Origin of the sequence: Paenibacillus spongiae, from assembly GCF_024734895.1 — a bacterium.
Classification (GTDB): Bacteria; Bacillota; Bacilli; order Paenibacillales; family Paenibacillaceae; genus Paenibacillus_Z; species Paenibacillus_Z spongiae.
The window spans coordinates 6,508,905-6,529,020 of record NZ_CP091430.1; the positions used below are offsets into that span (position 1 = coordinate 6,508,905).

Here is a 20,116-nt window from a genome sequence, read left to right on the forward strand (position 1 = left end):
GATCAAAACGAATATTGTAGACAATATCAAAATCAATTTCAGTATAGTAACGCGCATAAACTTTGTCAACAATATTCAATTTAGGTAATAAGAGGCGATCATCAATGCCAAATTCGCTCGACAGCTTCCAGCCGCTGCCCGTCAAATACAAGTTTATAGATATCCGGTTTCGAGGTCTGCCGCCAAAACTCATATCCGTACCGTTCATCATAATGATTCATAATGATCGTCATAATATTGCCGTGTGTTCCAATGACTATATTCTCTCCTTGGTGCTCGTCAAGCAGCTTCCCAATTACCGGAACGGACCTCCGCTGCACTTGAAGGGTAGATTCGCCTCCGTCCAGGGCATAATCTTTATCTTCGAAGGATCTGCGGATCGCTTCCTCCAGTACCTCCCAAGAATCCGTCTCATTCTCCCCCTTAATCGACCTTTCCTTCAAGTCTTCATATTCGTCGACGCTAAGAGAACGATCGCTCGCGATGTCTTGTACCGTTTGTACAGCACGCGCATACGGACTGGAAGCCACATAATGAATCTCCATCTCCCGCAGCGCCTCTGCGGCCCGCTTGGCTTCTCGGTGTCCCGCTTCCGATAGCCCTCTGGTTCTTTCTTCTCCATGCACATATGGCGATTCGGCATGCCTGACCATATAGATGACGGTTTTCATCTCTCCATCCCCTCTCTTCAAATCGTTTACATAGGCACAATCGATATTCCTAAATACGATTCTCCCTTCATCAACGATAATCTCATCTCATGGAGGAGGCACAGCTGTTGTTCCGTGAGGTGGCTCTTGTCGGCGTAAACGCTGTGGTAGGCGTAAGAGTAGAAGCGTCTGTAGTCGATAAAATAATCGATCTGAGGGAGAAAAGAAGCCGGAATGACGGGATTACCCGCCCTATATCCTTGCATGAATGAGGAGAAGAAGGATCTGGTGAACGTTTCCCTTGCCCGTCCTGCTCGCACGGTTTGGGCAGCATGGTAGATAACGATCGCGATATCATAAGCGAACCAATGATACTCGCAATCTCCGAAATCGATGAGCGTTAACTCATCGCCGCTAAGCAATAGATTGTGATGATGCAAATCGCCATGAATGAAGCCGTAATCATCCTTAGAGGATGAACAGCTTGATCGGTTCTGGTTTTGGCGAGAACGTGCAGCTTCCCCATCAGCTCTCCCCATTGTTCGAACAGCGCATAATTCCAGACATGATTGTCCTGTGGATCGATATGCCCCCCGTTCACCTTGTGATAGGCGATACAATAGATATCATCCGAAATGGGCTTAATGTATGTATCTTCAATCAATCGTATTGGCCTAGCCACTTTCAACCCGTGCAAAACCAAGTATTCCAGCCATTCCATCTCGGCTCGAACTTGACTCTCGGCCGCCTTTGACCTGTCTAATAGTTTCACAACGATAGGCTCGCCGCCCCGATTGATCTCATATACGTTGTTATCGTAGCCTCCCAACAGTCTAGCTTCGGCAGGCTGACAGCCGAGCAGGGCGAACGCTTGCGCCTTGATATGATCTGGAATCATCCTACTCCCCCCTCCAACCCGGTACCCCGTCAAAACAACGGGTCGATCACCATCCCGATATATTTCTTCAAGTCGTTCTTCGCCTGTTGATTATGCTGCCAAGCGCTGAGGTTCCAGCTCATGTAACGAATGCCCAAGTATCGGGACGCGATGGCGAAGAGCTGTTCATACCGGGTTTGTGGGATCTCAATACCTAAGGAGCATAGCAGATCCCGATAATCGTTTGCCAGCTTCAAGCTGCTGCACCGAAGCGGAATATCGAAGAATAGGGAGCCGTAACGCGCTTCCTCCCAGTCGATAAAATAAACCTCTTCGTTACGATGAACGAGAACGTTTCCCGGATTGAGGTCGTTATGGATTAATGTATAAGTTCGTTCATCCTGAATGACGGCCTCAATATCCTTCACGATATGATGCGCTGTCTCCTCAATCGCGGATACGGTGTATGCGCCAAACTCTTCTATGAATGCTTGATTATCTTTGGCGGCCTCCCAAGAAGGCTTCCAGCGCGTGTTCAGCATTTCGCTTATATGTGCTTGATCGACGCGCGGTAACCATGGCAATGCCGCCTCTTTTCCGATGTTGGTTCTATGGATGCAAGCCAAAGCTTGCATTTCTTTCTGCTGAAGCGCATCAATGTCCAGCTTGCTGTAATCCGTCTCGTAATCTACATCCTGTATGCACATCAAGCTTCTGTCCAGGGAGTCCGGATGCGAAGATAGACTATAAGGCACGTTGGCCGATTGCGAAAATAATAGGGAGATCGTCGACCGCTCGATGTATGTGGCTTTCTTCGTAATGAGAGAGATGCCTATCTCTTCTTGGTTCACTTGCAGCCTGACGTTGTGCCGCACCAAGTCGACGGCCTGCAAGCCCATGCCGATAGGCCGACTTTCGATGCTTATCACGGCGGCCTCGGATGAAACATGCCGTTTGATGGTTTCTTCTACTAATTGAACCTCATGATCTTTCATTCTTACATGCCCCTTAGCTGTCCTTGCATTCAACTTTTTCCGAACGCCGACAGCTTCTGCAAATTTCTCAACCGTGATGTAACCTTGCCACCATATCTTTGCCCGCTGTCAAGCCTCTACATACCGGCCTTCACCCATGCTGCTTTCTTGCTCTGAATATGAAGAAGGTTTGGTCGTCATTCATGGGCTGACCATCATACCCGCCGTAGATCGAAATATCGTGGAACCCGAACTTTTCCAGCATCATCGTGAATTCATACTTGTAATACCATCGCAGCTTCATTGTGTAGAACTTTGTTTCCACAAGACTGTGGCCTTGTATAATTTCATATCGTTCGATCTTGGTCTGAACTTGTTCATGAAGATGGATCGACGATGTCGAGCTTACCAGAATATCCGAACCGTCATGGCGCTTACCCGAATGGGCGGCCGTCCATTCCTTCTTGTTTGCGTTCTGGGGGATAAACAACGGAATGATCACTTGCCCGCCCTCTTCAAGATGGGCGTATAACTTGCTTAGAGCCTGCATGGCTTCATTACGGTCGGCTACAAGCATGAAAGATGCCAAGGGGATGAAGATCGTTGAGTATTTCTTGGGCAAATCGAGCTCCTGCATATATTGTCGATACAAGACAGGAGACAGATCCTTCTCTGCGGCCTTTTTCCGGCAAGAATCCAGCATTTCATCAGAGCAATCAACGCCTTCAACCTCATACCCTTCACTTAAATAAGGCAATAGCAATCGTCCTGTTCCGCAGCCGATCTCCAGAGCCATTCCCGGCACTTCATCCATGAGCCTTTTATAGAACTGTGTATCAAAGAACGTGTCGCCATTCCACCATATATCATACGTTTCGGCAACATAGCCCCGGTAGTTCCCATTCGTATCCAACATCTAGTTCCCTCCATGTATTGAATTTTCTTACGACACGGAAGGTGTACGCAGGTCGATTATCCCTTCCGCACCTCGGATTTCTTACGGATATCCGCCATTGCCGCTCGTTTCGCATTCATCGCTATCACTCCATTTCCATTAATGTTCATTTATACTAACTCCTGCATGTTAGGATGTCTAGGGAAAGTATAGCTGTATCCATCTCTTCCCTTAGTCCTCAAGCAAATACAGCAGCAAACTCTTCTGAACATGCATCCTGTTCTCAGCCTGCTGATATATAATCGATTGATCCGATTCGATCAGATCCTCTTCGATTTCAAATCCGGGATGTATGGGCATATCATGCATGATGTAGGGGGTGAAGCTGCCCAGGTTTTGCTTATTGATCTGGAACGGCATCATCAGCTGGATTCTTCGATTCTTTTCATCCTCGTAGTGATCCGTTTGGTAGTGTTCCATATCCACCCATGTATCGGTATAGATAAAGTCCGTCCCCGGAAGAGCTTCGGAAATGCTTCCCACGTTCTCGACATACCCGCTCCGATAGGCCGTCTCCATCAGCTCTTCATCCCATGAAGCATCGTTGATAATAGGCGTCACGAGCTGAAGATGAATACCCAATGTCATGCAGCCCGCTATCAAAGAGTTGGCAACATTATTGTGGATTCCCACATACGTCAGCGTCACACCGGAGAAAGGTCCCCTTCACCTCGTAGATCGTCATGAAATCCGCCAATGCCTGACAAGGATGATATTTCTCGCAGCAGCCGTTTATTACGGGAACACGGGAATGCTCGGCTAATTGCAGCAAATCCGAATGATTCTTCAACCTCGCCATAATAAAATCGCAGTTCCTTGAAGCGTAACGCGCTTCATATTTGATGGGCGAAATACGAAAGTTGCTTGAATTCCAGTCCATCGTGACGGGATAGCCGCCCATTTGCTGTATGCCGGATTGAAAGGACAGATTCGTTCGGGTCGACGTTTTCTGAAAAAGCATCAGCAGCCCTTTTCTTTCGCACGCGCGGTAGTATCGTTCAGGTTTGTTCTTTATCTCGATGCCTTGTTGAATGATGGCGGTCAAGGTTTGCTTATCCAGTTCCTTTAGCGTCAAGAGATGCTTCATTCACTACCCCCTGTATTGCATTTTTATTCATTCATTTGAATATTAATACAATATAGTGACTGGTAATATATTGTCAATAGATATGTTGGTCGAGTAGATGCTGGTGCTGTAACGCCCTTTTTCGGCATTACGGCTGCAAAACCTCTTCGACCGCGACCGATTCGAGCGCTGTAACGCCCTTTTTCGGCTTTGCAGCTGCAAAAACCCTTCGGCTGAAGCCAACATATTTTGTCGGCATCGGAATCTGCCATAAGAACGCAAAAACGACTGCCCCGAGGCAGCCGTCTCTAGCTTATTTCTTTTTGCATCAGGACTGTTCTCACGGGAAAGCCGTTAGGGTTTATAACGACCTCTTCCTTATGTACCTGATAACCCATGGATTGGTACAGCAGAATATTCTGGGGTACCGACATTCGGACTCTGCACCACAGCTTTGTCTTCTCCTGCTCGCGAGCCATATTTTCGAGCCAGGCCAGCATGGATTTTGCAATCCCTCTCCCTCTAGCCTCAGGGCATACCGATAACCGGAAGAAGTACAACGAGTCCGCATCTGTCTTGAACCTGACCGATCCCCACGGAATTCCATCCTCCACATACACCAAGGCTTGTTCCATACCGCTCCTGAACGACTCTTCAATCGAGTTAACGGCTTCATCAAGCGCGCTTGAAGGAATGTCGGCATACCTATATTCCTCGAAAGCCCTGATCATACAGTGATGTACCAAGTGCGCGTCATCTGCCGCAGCTAAACGAATCATTGAAGCCCTCCTCCATACTCAGTCCCCAAATGCCAGCTCTTCCTTTCATCTAGTGAGAGAAGTGATACGAGCTCATATAAGAAAATGCTCGGCTTCGCCATGCGGATTAAAATTCATTCCTTTTGCCTCTTTGGATCAGCCGCTAAGAAGCTGGTGAAGCGCCGTCCACAACATTGAAACCCCGGATCCCAGAAGGAGCACATCGAGCACATACCGGAAGGAGATCACGCTCATACGCTGCACAATCCGTTTGGCGACGAATGTTCCGAGCATGAGCGAGACGCCTACGATAATGCCTTGAGTCATCACAGTAATCGGAAGACCGCCTAGCTCATGGAAGGTCACAACCTTGCTTGCATAGATGGCAAGCGAGCTGGCGGCTTCCGTGGCAAGAAAGGCGCCTTTCATTAATCCGTAGGAAGTGAACGCCGGCACGCTGAGAGGGCCGGTTGAGAGCACGACGCCGGTCAAGAAGCCGATCATGGCACCGGCGGCGGACAGCTGCCATAAGCGAATGCGTATTCGCTGTGCATCAAGCCAATGCCGTACAGGAATCATAGCCAGGAAAAAAATGCCTAGGCCGATATCGACCATATGCGTCGGCAAGATCCACAACGTTCGGGCCCCGATGGCTGCGGCAGGCACGCCCGTAAGCGAATAAGCGGCGAAAGCCCGCCAGTCGACCTCGCGCCACCAGGCGATCATTCTGGAGATGTTCGCCATAACCGCAGCGATAGCCATAATGGGCACGGCTTGCTTGGGTCCGAATGTAAAGACGAGAACGGGCAGCAGCATAATGGACGAGCCTGTTCCAATAACGCCGCTGACCGCCCCGGCCGCCAATCCCACTAACCATACAAATAGATACTCACCCAAACCCAACACTCCTAAGTGGAACTGAAGACGAGAGTCGTCTGTGACCTCCGTCTACTTCTTGATCGCTTGCGGGATTCTTCTCATCATGCGCTCTCCCTCTTTATGATATCCGAACTGTTCATAAAGTCCATGAGCATCTTTCGTCCCGAGTAATCCTGTCATCCACTCGAACTCAGGAGCGTTCGTAATCGTCTCGACGAGCTTCTTCGAAATCCCTTGTTTTCGGTACGCCTCCAAAATAAACACATCGCATAAATAGTACATCGTGGCGCCATCCGTAATGATTCGCGCAAAACCGATCATCTGCTCTCCATCATACACGCCGTAGCACGCCGAATTCGCAATCGATTTCTTAATTTTCTCTATCGGTCTATTATGAGCCCAATAGCTTCTGGTCAAATAATCGATCACGGTCTGAACGTTGATCCTTGTCTTGTCGTCGCTGATCACATAATTCTTGTACATAACCTCCATAGCGCTCGTACCTCCGATCAGTTAATGATGGAACAAACGGATACCGGAATAAGCCATTACCATTCCGTATTCATTGGCCGCTTCGATAACTTCAGCGTCGCGGGTCGAGCTGCCGGTTTGAACGGCGTATTTAACGCCGCTTTGAGCCGCCCGGTCAATATTGTCGCGGAACGGGAGGAACGCATCGGAAGCATAGGATACGCCTTTTAAACCCGCTAGCCATTGCTGTTTCTCTGCCTCTGCAAGTCGATCAGGCACGATATGAAAGTGCCGTCTCCACTGCTGCTCCTCATTGGATGTAAAATGGTCGTTGATCCAGCCGTCAATCGCATTATTGATCTCCGCACGCGTCAGACCTGTACGGAAACGCATCTGTTGCACGGCAGGATGCTGTCTTAACCGCCAGTTATCCGCTTTATCCGCAGCCAGCCGCGTACAATGGATCCGGGATTGCTGACCGGCACCGATGCCGATGGTCTGACCGTCAAGCGCAAAGCACACGGAATTGGATTGCGTGTATTTCAAGGTAATCATGGCGATCAGAAGATCTCTCTTGGATGCTGCAGGAATCCGGTCCTGAACCGTGACAATATGCTGCAGATGCTCTTCCGAAATCGCTGCCTTGTTTCTTTCCTGCTCGAATGTAATGCCGAATACGGTTCGCCGCTCAATCGGATCCGGGATATAGTCGGGATCGATCTCGATAATGAGGTAGCCGCCGCTCTTTTTCTCTTTGAGCAGGCTCAACGCATCCGCGTCATAGCCAGGTGCAACGATAACATCCGACACCTCTTTCTTCAGCAAATTCGCGACGCTTATATCGACCCGATCGCTGAAAGCTGCACAGTCTCCGAATGAAGACATCCGGTCCGCCCCTCTTGCCCTAGCATATGCTACGGCCAATGGAGAGAGCTCCAGCCCTTGGACGAAATAGGCTTGAAGTAGAGCGTCCCCGAGCGGCGAATAGACGGCTGCGCCGGCAGGACTAACATGCTTGAACGAAGCCGCAGCCGGCTGGCCGATGCATCTTCTTAATTCCGAAGCCAGCTGGAAGGCATTCAAGGCATCCAATAGATTGATATAGCTCGCCTGGCCGTTCAAGATCCGGATCGGTAACTTCCCTACGGCAAATAATGTTGCGTTCAACTGATGCGGGTTCATTCCATGGCGCAGATGAATTGATTCCACCACAATAGCTCCTCCCTGTTTCTATATAAACGAAAAAAAGCATCCGGATCTAATCCGAATACTTTGCCCAGGCGTACGGCCGCTATTCCATGTGCTCCCTCATGGTTCCCCATGCTCCGCCAGTCACACACAGCTCACTCTTAACTCGTATATTACTCGCAAGATCCATTATTTACAAGTAAATATTCAAACCCGATCTCATGTTGAACAGGTATACCTTCCAGTCCGATCAGGGATCGATGGTTTAATCTTTCTTGCTTCCGGAATGGCGTGCCGGTGGATGGCCTTGATGTCGAAGCCTCTTTTTTATAATAACGGATGGCCCGTATGTTATCGTTGGATGTGATCAGCCATACTCGATGGCAAGCATGATCTCTCGCCTTCGCCATAACCAAATCGAGGAGGTCGAATTACGATGAATTCTTTTGTGACCGTTGGCACTGCCAAGAATGTGCGGGTCTACTCAAATCCGAAAGCATAGAGGAGCCTATTCCCCATTACAGCGCGCGCCTAACTCCCACCCCCACGCCCTTCGCTTCTGTAAGTCCCTAGAACGGACTTACAGACCACCGTCTCCCTTCACGCGATGTCTGTAACGCCGTTTTTCATCCTTACAGCGCGCCCCTCGATCCCCTCCCCTCGACTTTTGCTTCTGTAAGTCCCTAAAACGGACTTACAGACCACCGTCTGCAGCTAGACTAGAAAGTGGACACACCGTAGTAGCGACCTGTTACAATAAAACTAACAATAAGGGTCGAGGTGTGTCATGGGAGATATTCGCCAACATTTTGATGATGAGTTCAAACGTCAAACCGTAAAGCACATGCAAGAAACAGGGAAATCCCCGTCTGAAGTTTCAAAGGAGCTGGATATCCCGGTAAGTACCATCCGCGCCTGGAGAAAGAGGTTTGCCGATACTGGGGAGAAGTCCCAGTTATTCGTCGACTACGAGCGTTTGAATAAACTTGAACAAATGAATCGCGAGTTGCAAGAAGAGAATGAAATCCTAAAAAAGGCGATGCACTTCTTCACGAAAAACCGAGACTGATTTACTCATTTATTCATAAACACCGCTTCCAGTTTCGTGTTGAGAAGATGTGCAGTGTCATGAATGTATCCCGAAGCGGTTATTACAAGTGGGTCAAGCGAAAACCAAGCGAGCAGGAGAAACGCCGTCAGAAGCTGAAGAAACGCATCAGGCACCACTTCGATGGCTTCAAGCAACGTTATGGGAGCGATAAGATCGCTGAAAAGCTGCGCGAAGAAGGCTGGACAGTCTCCACCAAAACGGTGAGTCGTTACATGAAGGACATGGGACTTCGCTCGATTACAGTGAAGAAGCAAAAAGCAACAACGAACTCGAAGCACAACATGGCCGTGTTTGAAAACGTGCTGAATCGTGCGTTCAAACCGGATGCACCCAATCGAGTTTGGGTAGCCGACATCACCTACATTGCCACGCGGCAAGGCTGGGTATATCTAGCGAGTATTATGGATCTTTACTCTCGCAAGATCGTGGGCTGGTCGCTTGGCGAACGCATGACCAAGGAGCTGGTGCTAGACGCCTTTGACAAGGCTGTCTTACATCGAAAGCCGCCGAAAGGGTTAATCCACCACTCGGACCGAGGTTCACAGTATGCCTCGACGGAATACTGCGAGCGACTGGCGGCGAATGAGATGATTGGAAGCATGAGTCGAAAAGGAAATTGTTACGATAACGCCTGCATCGAGGCCTTTCACAGTGTCCTTAAGAAAGAACTCATCTACCAAACCACCTTCAAGACCCGCAAGCAAGCATACGATGCGATTTACGAGTACATTGAACTCGAGTACAACCGTATCCGGATCCATTCGTCCATTCACTACCTGACCCCGCATCAGTTCGAGAAAAGATACTATGAGCAACTCCAGATCGCTTAAAAACTGTGTCCACTTTCTTGACAGAGATACAGTCTCCCATCGCGCGATGGCTGTAACGCCGTTTTCCATCCTTACAGCGCGAGCCCAGCTAACAGTCCGCAGCTCCCATTAGCAGAAGGCGCGCAGCAAACAAACCAAAGCCGGCCATCTCGCAGGATGACCGGCTTTGCTTCTCTCTCTATTTATCTATCTAAAGAATTTGGCTAAATGCTCCGCTGCCTTAATAACCCCTTGCCGCTCGGCTTCCAATGAGCCCCAGAAGCGGTGGTCTTCAAGCTCGATGCTAACGGCTCCCGAATAACCGAGCCGGTCCAGACGAACCGCCACCTTGCCCCAGTCGACATCGCCGTGTCCGGGAATAGTATACCGCCAGGAGCCTTCGGAGAACCCGTATTTCTCGCCGAAGGTCGACGTGATCACGCCGCATTCGTACAGTTCATCGTGCAGGATTTCCGTATCCTTGCCATGACAGTGATTGACGCGCTCCCCGAATTCACTCAGTGCGCGCAGATAGTCCACGCCGAGACGAACCAAGTGCGATGGATCATAGTTCCAGCCAAAATGCTTGGACGGGATTGCTTCGAACATCGCCCGTAGCATCTCAGGCGTACAGCCGAGCGTTGGGTAATACGGCGCAGGGCCAGGCCAACCCTCGATGGCAATGTAGATTCCCGTCTGCTCCGCATGACGTACAAGCTCAGGGAACGTATCCTTCCAGATCGCGAACCCTTCCTTGCGCGGAAGCGAGTGATCCTCCGGCACAAGACACATGAACAGGATGCTTCCGCCCAGAGCGGAAATGGCGGACATTTGCTGCTTCGCGGCTTCCAATGCTTCCGCGCGGCGCGTCTCGTCGCGGCTTAATAGCCGGGACGTGTGATGAGCGTCGATCGACCCGATCCCAATTCCCGCTTGATCGCAAGCTTCCTTCCATTGAGGAGTCAAATTAGGGATATCCAGAACATCCAAACCGATTTCAGCCGCCCACTGAGCCGTCTCTTTCATTCCTTCCGACCCGATTTTGGGCGGAATCCGCATGCCTAATTTGACGTTCATACCGAGTGTTCCTCCTTCGACTTAAGGGCTTCAATCGGATCATATCCGGCAGCCTGGTAGATCATCTCCGACAGCTTAACAACCTTCAACGCAAACTCGCCCGGCACCATGACCTCATGCTGCCCCAGGATGGCATCGATAAAGCTCTTATCCTGATTGGTCGTCTGCGGCGGAAGCTCCGGCACGATTGCCTCCTGCCTCAAGCGGCGGAGCGTAATCTTGCCGTTATCGTAGAAGATGCCGCCGTTCTCCCCGCAGAACGCGAACGTTTCGTGCCAGCATGGGGAGTAGCCAACCAAATTCAACCCGGCAACGGCTCCTTCGGCGAAGCGGATCGAAGTGAAGGTATCGATCTCCACGTCCGCCCCGTGCATATGCAGCTGCGGCTTCACTTCTACCGGCGTCAGCCCCGTCGTCCACAGCAGTACATCAATGATGTGGCTGCCCGAATCCATGAGGAACCCTCCGCCGGACAGCGCCGGATTCGCCCGCCAAGAGCCGGGCGTTCCCTGTCTCCACTCCTGATAGAGCGAAGCCGTAACCGAAGTGATCTTCCCGATCTCCCCCCGGGCGATGGCATCTTGGATATAGATAAATTCCGGCTGAAAATGCCGCTGATAGGATACCTGCATGATTTTGCCCGACAGCTTCGCCAGCTCAATCAACCGTTCCGCTTCCGCGGATGAACAGGTCATCGGCTTCTCGATGAGCACATGCCGTCCGCTGCTGAGCACATCATAGGCTTGCTGAAAATGCAGCGTATGCGGGGAACAAATCACAACGCCATCGATCTCCGCTTGATCCAGCATCTCTTTATAGTCCGAGAATTGAGCCACATCCTTGAGGCCGAACCGATTCACGAAATTGCCGCGGTTCTGGTCGCTCGTATCCGCTAGCGCCTTAATTTCCACATATGGCAATTCCAGCAGCTGTCTGGCATGCAGCCCCGCAATGCCTCCCGTACCGATGAAGCCAATACGCACTTTACTCATTTCGATAACCTCCTAAAAGTTTGTAGATGTTTCGCTGCCGTAGGAGCGAATGAAACAAACTCGCTTCGTAAGCATAGGACTATTAAGTTTGTGGATGTTTCGCTGCCATAGGAGCGAATGAAACAAACTCGCTTCGTAAGCATGGACTATTAAGTTTGTGAATGATTTCGCTCCCGCAGGAGCGAATGGAACAAACTTGCTTCGTAAGCATGGTCTATGAGTTTGTGGATGTTTCGCTTACTCTTACTCAACCAACCCGGAGCGCTCCACGCCTTGAATGAAGTACCGCTGCAGGAAGAGATAGACAAGCAGCATCGGAACCAGCGCAAGGAATGTAGCGGCCATGACGACAGGCAAGCTGAATACTTCAAAGCTGCTGCCCGTCAATGTATCCAGCGACTGGTAGAGCCGCGGAAGCATCATCGGCAGAGTGAATTTCTCTTCCGATGTCAGGAAGATCGACGGCTCGAAGAAGTCATTCCAATGCCATACCATGGAAAGCAGCGTCGTTACGACAATCGCGGGCGGCGTAAGCGGCAGAATAATCTTCCAGTATACGCGGAAGCTTCCGCAGCCATCCACCCTTGCCGCATCCTCCAGCTCCCACGGAAGCCCGCGGAACAGCTGGCGGAAGATAAAGATGAATAAGGCGCCTCTTAGCCCATTGGCGAAGAAGGATGGAACGATAAGCGGCAGCATGCTGTCCAGCCATCCGATCGTCTTGTACTGCATGAACAGAGGCACAATGATCGTTTGCGGAGGAATGATCATTGTGAACATACTCAATACGAACAGGACCTCTCGTCCGGGAAATTTAATACGCGCGAAGCCATAGGCGACGAAGGAACAGGATAACACTTGACCGACCACGCTCAGTACGGATATCAAGGCCGAGTTTTTGAAATGCGTCCAAAATTGCAGCCCCTTCATGCCGTAGTAGAAATTTTCCCACGCCAGACTCGTCGGAATCCACTTGATCGTGAAGTTCATCAGATCCACCGGATGCTTCAGCGAGGTCGTAATCATATAGAGAAACGGATAGAGAAAGACAAAGGCCAAATCAATCAGAATCACATAGACGAATATCCGGTAGATCAAGGAGAACCAGCGGCTTTTGCTGCTGATTCGGCTTAATAGGCTATTATTCCTTAACGCTTTCGCTTTGCTCGCGATGCTTGTGGGCTGCTCAGCCAACCGCTGCTTGGACTTTGAAATCGGAATCGATTTCATGCTGCACGACCTCCTTGCTTCTCATTCTCATTTTTCACCTGTGTAAACCACGAAGCGTCTGGTAGCAACAAATACGATAATGAGCAGCAGGAAGATGAACATGAAGTAGATCCAACCCATACCTGACGCATAACCCATCTCGATCTTCGTGAAGGCCGTATCTTTGATATAGACCATCATCCTGTTATTGATATCCGTGAAGGAATCCACGCACGTATAGACCAGATTAAGCAGGATGATCGGCGAGATAAGCGGCAGCGTGATTTTCCAGAACATCTCCCATTCGGTTGCTCCGTCGCATCTTGCGGATTCATAGAGCGATAGGGAAATCCCTTGAAGCCCGGCCAGGAAGAGCAGAATCTGCACCCCCGTCTTCCAGAAGACCACGGTAAGCCGGCTTAACATATCAAAGACGATCTGCGAGAATGTCGGGCCCATATACAGAAACACTTCTTCCGGAACGCCGATTCCGTTGACCAGCGTGTCTCTGCCGACACCGGCATACAGCAGCTGCTGCATCGCCAGGCCTGAGCCGATCAATACGGGCAAGAAGAACGCTGCGCGGAAGAAAGCGCGCCCGCGGATCTTATGATTCAATAAGATCGCGATAAACAAGGAGAAGACCAGGATAAGCGGCGTATTGATGACGGCATCCTGCACCACCGAAATAAACAAAGGAATAAACTGCGTATCCAGCACGAACGCTTTATTGAAGTTCCCCCAGCCAACGGGCTCCAGGTCGAAATTACCGACGCCAACAACCTCATGGAAGGCCAGCCAAAGGGAGTAGATCAAGGGATAGAGCATAAACAACGCGAAACCGATCGCCCACGGAGCGATATAAACATAGCCTGCCAGCATTTTCTTTCTTTCCAGACTCAATCTTTTCCCACTCATGCTCATCCCCCCTTCGGCACCACGATGAAGTTTTTATCCGGAACCAAATGATTATCGATCCTTACCTCACGCGGCGTATAATTGACAATGACGCGAGTCCCGTCCTCGTACACAACCTCATAGACATCATGCTGCAGCTTGCGGTGCTCCTTCATCGTCTGCGACCATACCGGCTTCAGCTTGTCGTTCATTTCCTTGTAGTAATTGACTGCTTGATCCACCCAATTGCTGTAGGCCGAGCTGAACAGATCGGCGTAGAAGGTATCCTTCAGATCCTCGGAGTAGTTCTTCGTCAATTGGTAATAAGGCATGTAGCCGTATTCCACCATCTTGAGATACTGCAGCTGCGGATCGTAGAACAAGTTCTGCGGATCGCCCGAGTAAGGAATAACGCCGTGAAGCGCCATCTGAAAGAAAGGGATCGTCTCATCGGTAAAGAAGAAGCCGCTGTCCTCCATCGGTATGCCGAACAGACGGGAGGAATTTTTCAGGCTGTATCCATTGCCTCCGATCGATGCCGCACCGCCGAATTGTTCGATCGATTTCCCCATCATCTCTGTCCATTGCTTGGCCGTTCCGCCGCGCGTCAGCGGGAAATCCTCGTTATAGTCGTAGTAGAGCTGATACCCGATGCCATCGAAGTTAATGCCGGTTATATCCAGCTTGCGCAGCGGATTCAGCACCTCCTTCTGGAATTGCGCATTCTGCTTGCCTGCATTCAAGTAGAAGAGCTCGCTATACCGATCGGTGACGACAAAATGATTGGCCCCGAAAACGACGTCTTTGCGCGACGAGAACCCGTCATTGCCCTTCCATGCCTCGACATAGTTGTCCTGCAGGAACAGCTGGTAGTTCTTCTCCTTCGCATACTCGCTCAGCTTCGTAAGCTCGCTTATGCCGCCCAGTTTACGGGAAGGCTTATAGCCGGACGGATAGCTCAAGTAACCTTCGCCCGTCCATCCGAGCAGATTGGCCGAGATCGATTGCACCCCGCGCTTGCTGAGGTCCTCCATGATTTCCTGCGCTTCCGAGAAGGTCGTATTTTGAATGAAGTGATCGATCAAGATCTGATCTTTCTTAATGCCCATGAGCAAATCAAGTCCGAAAGGAACCGCTTCATCCTTCTTCACCTTCGGAACCACGCCTTGCTCGCTGACCAAGTAGTCCCTGTAGGCGGAAGCCATGTAGCTGTAATCGGCCTCATTGCCGCTGAAGAAGACGTAGCGGATGGTATGGTCTTCCCGGATCAGATCCTTCTCGGGCTTCTTCGTTAAATTGCCGTCTTTCTTCACCGCTTCATACTCGCGCCTGTAGACAAGCTCGGATGATACACGGTTCAAATTGATCAGATAGCCGCTTGGCGAAAAGAGAATATTCGAGTCATATTCACCCTGTGTGACGATCCCCATAAAAGCATTATCGCTCACCTTCAGGCCGAATATGGGCAGCATCGCGTTCTGTTCCCGTCCGAAATAGTTGAATGTTATCGTATCCGCACCATAAACGCTGGCACGGTATGGATTCAAGTAAGTCGGGTGGTTTGTCTTAAAGTAGGACAGCGCACCCGGGCCGTCTGGATAGACCGCATACCCCTTATCGTGATCCGATGCCGCTCCGAAGAATGGAAGCGGAGCAATCGCCATCAGCCAGTTATCCTTCCCTTCCTGGATGGACTGGCCGGGTACGGTAACCTCCAAGGCATTCCCTTTCAATTGAAAGCTCATGTCGAAGCTGATTTTCAGTCTCGGCAGCTCATAACGGACCGAAATCCCGTTCTCCAGTGAAGTCGTCGTCATCTTCGGCTGCTCAAGAGCGAAGTTCGTTTCCTGTGTTTCCAGCGCCGGCAAATGGGGATCCGTGTAGGTCATATGGAAGATCGACTGGCTGCTGGCCGTCCACAGTTCATTCCCGTCCGTCTCGACATCTTGGAGCGGGACGGACGATTCCCATCGATAGCCGTTGGTCTTATCGATCACCGTTATAGCGGAATCGGAAGAGCGGAACAGCAGCTCCAGACGGTCGGTTTCAGCGATTTTCTCAAAGCTGGTTGCCTCCTGCGGCTGCCCGGCCTCCTCAGCGGCCGGTTCTTGCTCACCTTCCACGACTTGGTTCTTATTCGGCCTCATTTCCTCTTTTGCCCGTTCAACGGCCCTTTGCAGGGAGGGTAAGACCAGAAGCACGAGCGCAACAATGATTACGCTGACGGTTAAATAGTAGATCCATCGCTTGGCGAGTCTCGTTTTCATGGTACCCCCCTCAATTTTCCCACAAGTATCTGATTTCTACGCCCACTTCACGCACAAATTGAAGAACGTGATTCGTCAGGGCGAAGACTAGCCCGACCGTGCCCCAGAATATAATAAAGGCAAAGATCGATAAGAGAAGGACGCCGACCGCTTTCTTAAAGGTATAATCGTTCAGCACCTTCAGTTGAATGAAGATAAGCAAGGCGACCCATAACCATATAATCGAATTGATGCTGTTATACAGCCCCAGCTCGCCTCTCGACATGACCAAGGAAACCGCAGCCAGCGGGATGGCAAATACGATGTACGGAATCAGGGCGAAAGACATGGCGGTCAAGACCTGGCCGAAATAAGCCTCGCCGTCCATAATCGCCGTAATTAAGTAACATGCGATAACGCCGGATATCAACGGTACGACAAAGCGGATGATTTCCAAATTCAAATTGGCGTCCTTCGGCTGAAGGGACGTAATATGAAAGCTCGTCATATAAATCGTGATGATTCTGACGCTGATGGTCAGAAGGATTAAGACGAATGCCGCCGCCAGATGCCGGTTTTTCTGCAGCTCCTCAAAACCGTCCACAGGATGGAACAGTATTGCTATTCCAAGCCGCAGTGACCGAAGCCCTGTTTGTTTTATTTCCGCTGCACTGTTCAATAGCCATACCTCCTTATGACGGTATTCGTGATACGGATCATAAATTTGACGATGTAATAAATGGTTACGACGACGAGAAGGACGGCAATGATGATCCAGCCCAGATATTCGCGCATGATGTCATGCCGGTACTCGGCGAAGGCGAGCGAGTACCCCTCCTGGTCGTTACCCAGCTTGAATTCCCTCATTGCTTCCTTCCACTTCTCTTCCTTCATCAGCGCTTTCGCCACGCCGCGATGGGCAAGCGGATAGTTCTCGTCGATCTTCAGCACTTCCTTCCAGGGGACCATCGCCTCCTGGTAACGCCCGTTGAAGTGCAGCTGGCTCGCCTGGTGAACCAATTCCGCAAACTTCGTCGGCTGGAAAATTTGAATATTGTTCCGGTCCCGATCCAGCACGTAGATCTTGCCCGCTTTATCGATGACGATACTCGTCGGATATTCGAAGCGGCCCTTCACATCGCCTTGACCGCCAAATACGGCCAGCAAATTGCCTTCCTGATCGTATTGATAGATCTTCCGCGACATCGCATCGAGCGCATTCACAATCCCATACTGGTCAACGGCCATATCGATGAAATATGGATTCTCCAGCGTTCCGCTCTCGATCGAGGATTCGCCGAAGAATTTCTTCTTGTAAATATTTTCGCCCATGGCGTTGAACTTCTTGATCTGATCGGCATCGATCAGAACCGTAGGGGTGTAGATAAACCCTTTGCTGTCGATCGTAATATTCGAATTCTGCTGAGGAACCGCATTGTTCAGCTGTTCCCGCTGCTCCGGCGTCGCCAATAACCGGATGAGAAGCTTGGTCCAGTCGAACGGAACGCGATTGGCGCCGATGTATCCGCGGAACTGATTCATCGCATCGATCATCATGAAGCCGCTGTAATCGTTCTTATTGAGCGCATACAGATAGCCGCGCCGGTCCATGATGACTTTGTCCGGGGAAAAATCCAAATCTTCGCTCAGCAAGGACGATTTCGGCTTGACGAATTCTTCGATGAACGCCCCTTCCGGGGAGAGATGGATAACCCTGCCGCTGCCCGTATCCGCTACGAACATATGACCCAGGTTATCGACATAGATTCCGCTCGGTCGATCGAGCTCGACGCCTTGTTCCTTGCCGAAGATGCCCAATACTTTCCCTTCGCCGTCCAATTTCACAATTCGGTTATTGTCCGTGTCGGCTACATATAAGAGCCCCTTCTCGTCGATAAATAAATCGCTCGGTTTATTCAAACCGGGCTCGCCTACATCCAGAATGACCTTTTCTACCGTATAGGTCAGCGGAATCGGCATCCGATAGCCATACATCGGATCGAGCGTATAGGACATTTTCGGGAGAGCATGGACAGGCAAGCTGCAGATCAGAAACAGCAGACTGCCGATGATACCCGCTGTTATTCGTTTATACACCATGTCCGCCCCCTATTATTTGATCCCGGAATGAACCATCGTATTCATAACCAGCTTCTGGAACGCCAGGAAGATTAGTATCGGAGGAAGAGTCATTAAGAACGTTCCGGCAGCCAGCGCCCCCGTCCGCGCAACGACGCCCGGTCCCCCGGCCAGCGTCTGGATCGCGAGCGGCAGCGTCTTCATCGATTCACTTGTGGTGAACACGAGCGCCGAGAAGTAATCATTCCAGTTCCCGATGAAGGAGAAGATGATTAACGTCGCCCAAGCCGGCTTACTGACCGCCATAATGACCCTCCAGAAGATCTTCCAGTCCGATGCGCCGTCGATATGCGCGGCCTCGATCAAGGCATCGGGTATTTGATCGAAGAACTGCTTCATTAGGAAGATATTGAAGGCTACGGCGATCTTCGGCAGAATTAACGCCCAATAGGTGTTGACCAAGCCCAAGCTCGATACGATCATATAGGTCGGAATCTGCGTCACCTGCGGCGAGAACATCAGGGCCGATAAGATGATGGCGAAGATGAAGCCCGCACCCGGCGGCTTGAATTTGGACAGCACATAGGCGCCAAGGCAGCACACGAACAAGCTGGAAAACACGACGGCCACCGAGACGAATAAACTATTGAAGATGTACCGCGAGAACGGGACGATCGAGCTGTCCGTCGCGGTAAGCAGATCGAAGAAGCTGCGCAAGGTCGGTTTCATCACGAAGAATCTCGGCGGGTACAGGAAGAGCTCGTCGAGCGGCTTGAAAGCCGTCGAAACCATGTACACGATAGGCAGGGCCGTAAATCCGACCAAAGCGATCATAAACGCATATAACAATCCCCTGTTGAAGCGGGCGACAAATTTTGAAAAGTTCATCGTCACGTCCTTAGGCCCCCCTTATTCATCTTTGGACGACAATAGTCGCATCACGATGCGGCCTAAGCCGAGCGTAACTAAGAATAGGAAGACGGCAATGGCCGAAGCGTATCCCAGTTCGAACCGGATAAAGGCATAATCGAACAGATGCGCTATAATCGTATGGCCCGCATAGTTCGGGCTTGGCATGCCGGAGATGGCCACGGCAATGTCGAACACCCCGAAGGCGCCCACGATGGCATTGACCGCTCCGAACAGCAGCTGCGGCTTCATCAGCGGCAGGGTAATGTACCACAATTCCTGGAATCGGCTGGAAATCCCGTCAATGGCCCCCGCTTCATATAGCTCGGGCGATACGTTCTGCAAGCCCGCCAGGAATACCAGGAAACCCGTCCCCATGCTCATCCATAAGGAGACGACGATGATGACCGGCATGATGGTATCCGGATCCGTATTCCAGAGAATCGGTTCGCTGATCATGCCCCAATCCAGCAGCAAATTATTCAATAACCCGTAGCGGTCTCCGGAGAATATGTACAGCCAGACGATCGATAAAGCGATTCCGCTCGTAATGGACGGGACGTAGAAGGCCAGCGAGAACACCATCTTGGCCTTCAACGTATTGATGACCCACGCGAGCATAAAGGATAAGCAATAGCTTAGCGGCCCGGCGATAACGGCGAAGATAAACGTATTCTTGAGCGATGTGAGAAAGATGTCGTCTTCCAGAAACAAGACGCTGTAATTAGATAAGCCTACCCATCTCGGCGGCTGAAGCATGTTGTAATAGGTAAAGCTGAGATAGACCGACTGCAAGACGGGTATAACCGTGAAGACGATGAAGAGAATGAGGAAAGGGCTGAGAAATAAATAACCGAGTGCAGCCCTCTTCCTCGCATTGGTCAATTTGAATCGGCTAGCCTTCTGCGGTGCCAGCTGAAGCGGACTATTAACCTCCACGCTGCTTTGCATACCGCTCCTCCTTCCGCC

Annotated in this window: 21 protein-coding genes, 2 pseudogenes and 1 riboswitch; of the genes and pseudogenes, 2 read left to right on the forward strand and 21 right to left on the reverse strand. The window is 50.7% G+C overall.

The features are described from left to right. Positions 1-101 precede the first annotated feature (101 nt). Positions 102-671, reverse strand: a complete 570-nt coding sequence (locus L1F29_RS29265) for a histidine phosphatase family protein (protein WP_258385533.1) — start codon at positions 669-671, stop codon at positions 102-104. Between the two features lie 107 nt (positions 672-778). On the opposite strand from L1F29_RS29265, the gene L1F29_RS29270 reads away from it, so the two are divergent. Then, positions 779-922, forward strand: coding sequence for a hypothetical protein (locus L1F29_RS29270; RefSeq protein ID WP_258385534.1), 144 nt, complete (start codon positions 779-781; stop codon positions 920-922). A gap of 45 nt (positions 923-967) precedes the next feature. Here the strand turns inward: L1F29_RS29270 and L1F29_RS34555 are convergent. The 11 genes and pseudogenes from L1F29_RS34555 to L1F29_RS34560 form a co-directional block, all read right to left on the reverse strand. Further along, a pseudogene (locus tag L1F29_RS34555) lies at positions 968-1,090 on the reverse strand (phosphotransferase); the annotation flags it as partial. After that, positions 1,051-1,548, reverse strand: a complete 498-nt coding sequence (locus L1F29_RS29275; protein ID WP_258385535.1) for a phosphotransferase — start codon at positions 1,546-1,548, stop codon at positions 1,051-1,053. The pseudogene L1F29_RS34555 and the gene L1F29_RS29275, both read right to left, overlap by 40 nt. A gap of 29 nt (positions 1,549-1,577) precedes the next feature. Further along, positions 1,578-2,522 carry a phosphotransferase family protein gene (locus L1F29_RS29280; RefSeq protein ID WP_258385536.1) on the reverse strand — a complete coding sequence of 315 codons (945 nt, stop codon included), beginning with the start codon at positions 2,520-2,522 and terminating at the stop codon, positions 1,578-1,580. 130 nt (positions 2,523-2,652) lie between these two features. Continuing rightward, positions 2,653-3,417, reverse strand: coding sequence for a class I SAM-dependent methyltransferase (locus L1F29_RS29285; RefSeq protein WP_258385537.1), 765 nt, complete (start codon positions 3,415-3,417; stop codon positions 2,653-2,655). Between the two features lie 210 nt (positions 3,418-3,627). Further along, entirely contained in the window at positions 3,628-4,104 is a 477-nt protein-coding gene (locus L1F29_RS29290) for a Rossmann-fold NAD(P)-binding domain-containing protein (RefSeq protein ID WP_258385538.1), read from the reverse strand. Continuing rightward, entirely contained in the window at positions 4,073-4,543 is a 471-nt protein-coding gene (locus L1F29_RS29295; protein ID WP_258385539.1) for an ornithine carbamoyltransferase, read from the reverse strand. Before L1F29_RS29295 ends, L1F29_RS29290 begins: the two co-directional genes overlap by 32 nt. A gap of 287 nt (positions 4,544-4,830) precedes the next feature. Then, positions 4,831-5,301, reverse strand: coding sequence for a GNAT family N-acetyltransferase (locus L1F29_RS29300; RefSeq protein WP_258385540.1), 471 nt, complete (start codon positions 5,299-5,301; stop codon positions 4,831-4,833). Between the two features lie 135 nt (positions 5,302-5,436). Beyond that, entirely contained in the window at positions 5,437-6,177 is a 741-nt protein-coding gene (locus L1F29_RS29305; RefSeq protein WP_258385541.1) for a sulfite exporter TauE/SafE family protein, read from the reverse strand. 51 nt (positions 6,178-6,228) lie between these two features. After that, the gene (locus L1F29_RS29310; protein WP_258385542.1) at positions 6,229-6,651 is read right to left on the reverse strand and encodes a GNAT family N-acetyltransferase; all 423 of its coding nucleotides are present in this window, start codon (positions 6,649-6,651) and stop codon (positions 6,229-6,231) included. A gap of 21 nt (positions 6,652-6,672) precedes the next feature. After that, positions 6,673-7,842: a phosphoribosylaminoimidazolecarboxamide formyltransferase gene (locus L1F29_RS29315; RefSeq protein ID WP_258385543.1), complete on the reverse strand. Its 1,170-nt coding sequence runs from the start codon at positions 7,840-7,842 to the stop codon at positions 6,673-6,675. 55 nt (positions 7,843-7,897) lie between these two features. Then, positions 7,898-7,976: riboswitch (ZMP/ZTP riboswitch) on the reverse strand. A gap of 15 nt (positions 7,977-7,991) precedes the next feature. Further along, positions 7,992-8,228, reverse strand: coding sequence for an N-acetyltransferase (locus L1F29_RS34560; RefSeq protein WP_373876447.1), 237 nt, complete (start codon positions 8,226-8,228; stop codon positions 7,992-7,994). Positions 8,229-8,605: 377 nt separating this feature from the next. Between L1F29_RS34560 and L1F29_RS29325 the strand changes: the two are divergent. Further along, positions 8,606-9,759: pseudogene (locus L1F29_RS29325) on the forward strand (IS3 family transposase). Positions 9,760-9,945: 186 nt separating this feature from the next. On the opposite strand, the gene L1F29_RS29330 reads toward L1F29_RS29325, so the two are convergent. The 9 genes from L1F29_RS29330 to L1F29_RS29370 all read right to left on the reverse strand — a co-directional run bounded on the left by L1F29_RS29330 (position 9,946) and on the right by L1F29_RS29370 (position 20,098). Beyond that, positions 9,946-10,815, reverse strand: coding sequence for a sugar phosphate isomerase/epimerase family protein (locus L1F29_RS29330; protein ID WP_258385545.1), 870 nt, complete (start codon positions 10,813-10,815; stop codon positions 9,946-9,948). Continuing rightward, complete coding sequence (locus L1F29_RS29335; protein ID WP_258385546.1) at positions 10,812-11,807, reverse strand: Gfo/Idh/MocA family protein; 996 nt, start codon at positions 11,805-11,807, stop codon at positions 10,812-10,814. The genes L1F29_RS29330 and L1F29_RS29335 overlap by 4 nt, the downstream gene beginning before the upstream one ends. A 243-nt stretch (positions 11,808-12,050) precedes the next feature. Further along, positions 12,051-13,037 (reverse strand): carbohydrate ABC transporter permease, encoded by a 987-nt coding sequence (locus L1F29_RS29340; RefSeq protein ID WP_258385547.1) that lies wholly within the window; start codon positions 13,035-13,037, stop codon positions 12,051-12,053. A 27-nt stretch (positions 13,038-13,064) separates the two neighbouring features. Beyond that, positions 13,065-13,934: a carbohydrate ABC transporter permease gene (locus tag L1F29_RS29345; protein WP_258385548.1), complete on the reverse strand. Its 870-nt coding sequence runs from the start codon at positions 13,932-13,934 to the stop codon at positions 13,065-13,067. A 2-nt stretch (positions 13,935-13,936) separates the two neighbouring features. After that, entirely contained in the window at positions 13,937-16,180 is a 2,244-nt protein-coding gene (locus tag L1F29_RS29350; protein ID WP_258385549.1) for a DUF5696 domain-containing protein, read from the reverse strand. Between the two features lie 10 nt (positions 16,181-16,190). Next, on the reverse strand, positions 16,191-16,838 hold the full coding sequence (locus L1F29_RS29355; RefSeq protein WP_258385550.1) for a Yip1 family protein: 648 nt from the start codon (positions 16,836-16,838) through the stop codon (positions 16,191-16,193). Further along, positions 16,835-18,259 (reverse strand): NHL repeat-containing protein, encoded by a 1,425-nt coding sequence (locus tag L1F29_RS29360; protein WP_258385551.1) that lies wholly within the window; start codon positions 18,257-18,259, stop codon positions 16,835-16,837. Before L1F29_RS29360 ends, L1F29_RS29355 begins: the two co-directional genes overlap by 4 nt. Positions 18,260-18,271: 12 nt before the next feature. Then, entirely contained in the window at positions 18,272-19,126 is an 855-nt protein-coding gene (locus tag L1F29_RS29365; RefSeq protein WP_258389850.1) for a carbohydrate ABC transporter permease, read from the reverse strand. A 21-nt stretch (positions 19,127-19,147) separates the two neighbouring features. Then, the gene (locus L1F29_RS29370) at positions 19,148-20,098 is read right to left on the reverse strand and encodes a carbohydrate ABC transporter permease (RefSeq protein ID WP_258385552.1); all 951 of its coding nucleotides are present in this window, start codon (positions 20,096-20,098) and stop codon (positions 19,148-19,150) included. Positions 20,099-20,116 lie beyond the last annotated feature (18 nt).

Excerpts from the sequence above, each read along its gene's own strand:
- L1F29_RS34560 (WP_373876447.1), bottom strand. The coding sequence starts at position 8,228 with ATGGCGAAGGCGAGAGATCATGCTTGCCATCGAGTATGGCTGATCACA.
- L1F29_RS29360 (WP_258385551.1), bottom strand. The coding sequence starts at position 18,259 with ATGGTGTATAAACGAATAACAGCGGGTATCATCGGCAGTCTGCTGTTT.
- L1F29_RS29365 (WP_258389850.1), bottom strand. The coding sequence starts at position 19,126 with ATGAACTTTTCAAAATTTGTCGCCCGCTTCAACAGGGGATTGTTATAT.
- L1F29_RS29330 (WP_258385545.1), bottom strand. The coding sequence starts at position 10,815 with ATGAACGTCAAATTAGGCATGCGGATTCCGCCCAAAATCGGGTCGGAA.
- L1F29_RS29340 (WP_258385547.1), bottom strand. The coding sequence starts at position 13,037 with ATGAAATCGATTCCGATTTCAAAGTCCAAGCAGCGGTTGGCTGAGCAG.
- L1F29_RS29300 (WP_258385540.1), bottom strand. The coding sequence starts at position 5,301 with ATGATTCGTTTAGCTGCGGCAGATGACGCGCACTTGGTACATCACTGT.
- L1F29_RS29275 (WP_258385535.1), bottom strand. The coding sequence starts at position 1,548 with ATGATTCCAGATCATATCAAGGCGCAAGCGTTCGCCCTGCTCGGCTGT.
- L1F29_RS29280 (WP_258385536.1), bottom strand. The coding sequence starts at position 2,522 with ATGAAAGATCATGAGGTTCAATTAGTAGAAGAAACCATCAAACGGCAT.
- L1F29_RS29285 (WP_258385537.1), bottom strand. The coding sequence starts at position 3,417 with ATGTTGGATACGAATGGGAACTACCGGGGCTATGTTGCCGAAACGTAT.
- L1F29_RS29265 (WP_258385533.1), bottom strand. The coding sequence starts at position 671 with ATGAAAACCGTCATCTATATGGTCAGGCATGCCGAATCGCCATATGTG.
- L1F29_RS29350 (WP_258385549.1), bottom strand. The coding sequence starts at position 16,180 with ATGAAAACGAGACTCGCCAAGCGATGGATCTACTATTTAACCGTCAGC.
- L1F29_RS29310 (WP_258385542.1), bottom strand. The coding sequence starts at position 6,651 with ATGGAGGTTATGTACAAGAATTATGTGATCAGCGACGACAAGACAAGG.
- L1F29_RS29335 (WP_258385546.1), bottom strand. The coding sequence starts at position 11,807 with ATGAGTAAAGTGCGTATTGGCTTCATCGGTACGGGAGGCATTGCGGGG.
- L1F29_RS29295 (WP_258385539.1), bottom strand. The coding sequence starts at position 4,543 with ATGAAGCATCTCTTGACGCTAAAGGAACTGGATAAGCAAACCTTGACC.
- L1F29_RS29370 (WP_258385552.1), bottom strand. The coding sequence starts at position 20,098 with ATGCAAAGCAGCGTGGAGGTTAATAGTCCGCTTCAGCTGGCACCGCAG.
- L1F29_RS29345 (WP_258385548.1), bottom strand. The coding sequence starts at position 13,934 with ATGAGTGGGAAAAGATTGAGTCTGGAAAGAAAGAAAATGCTGGCAGGC.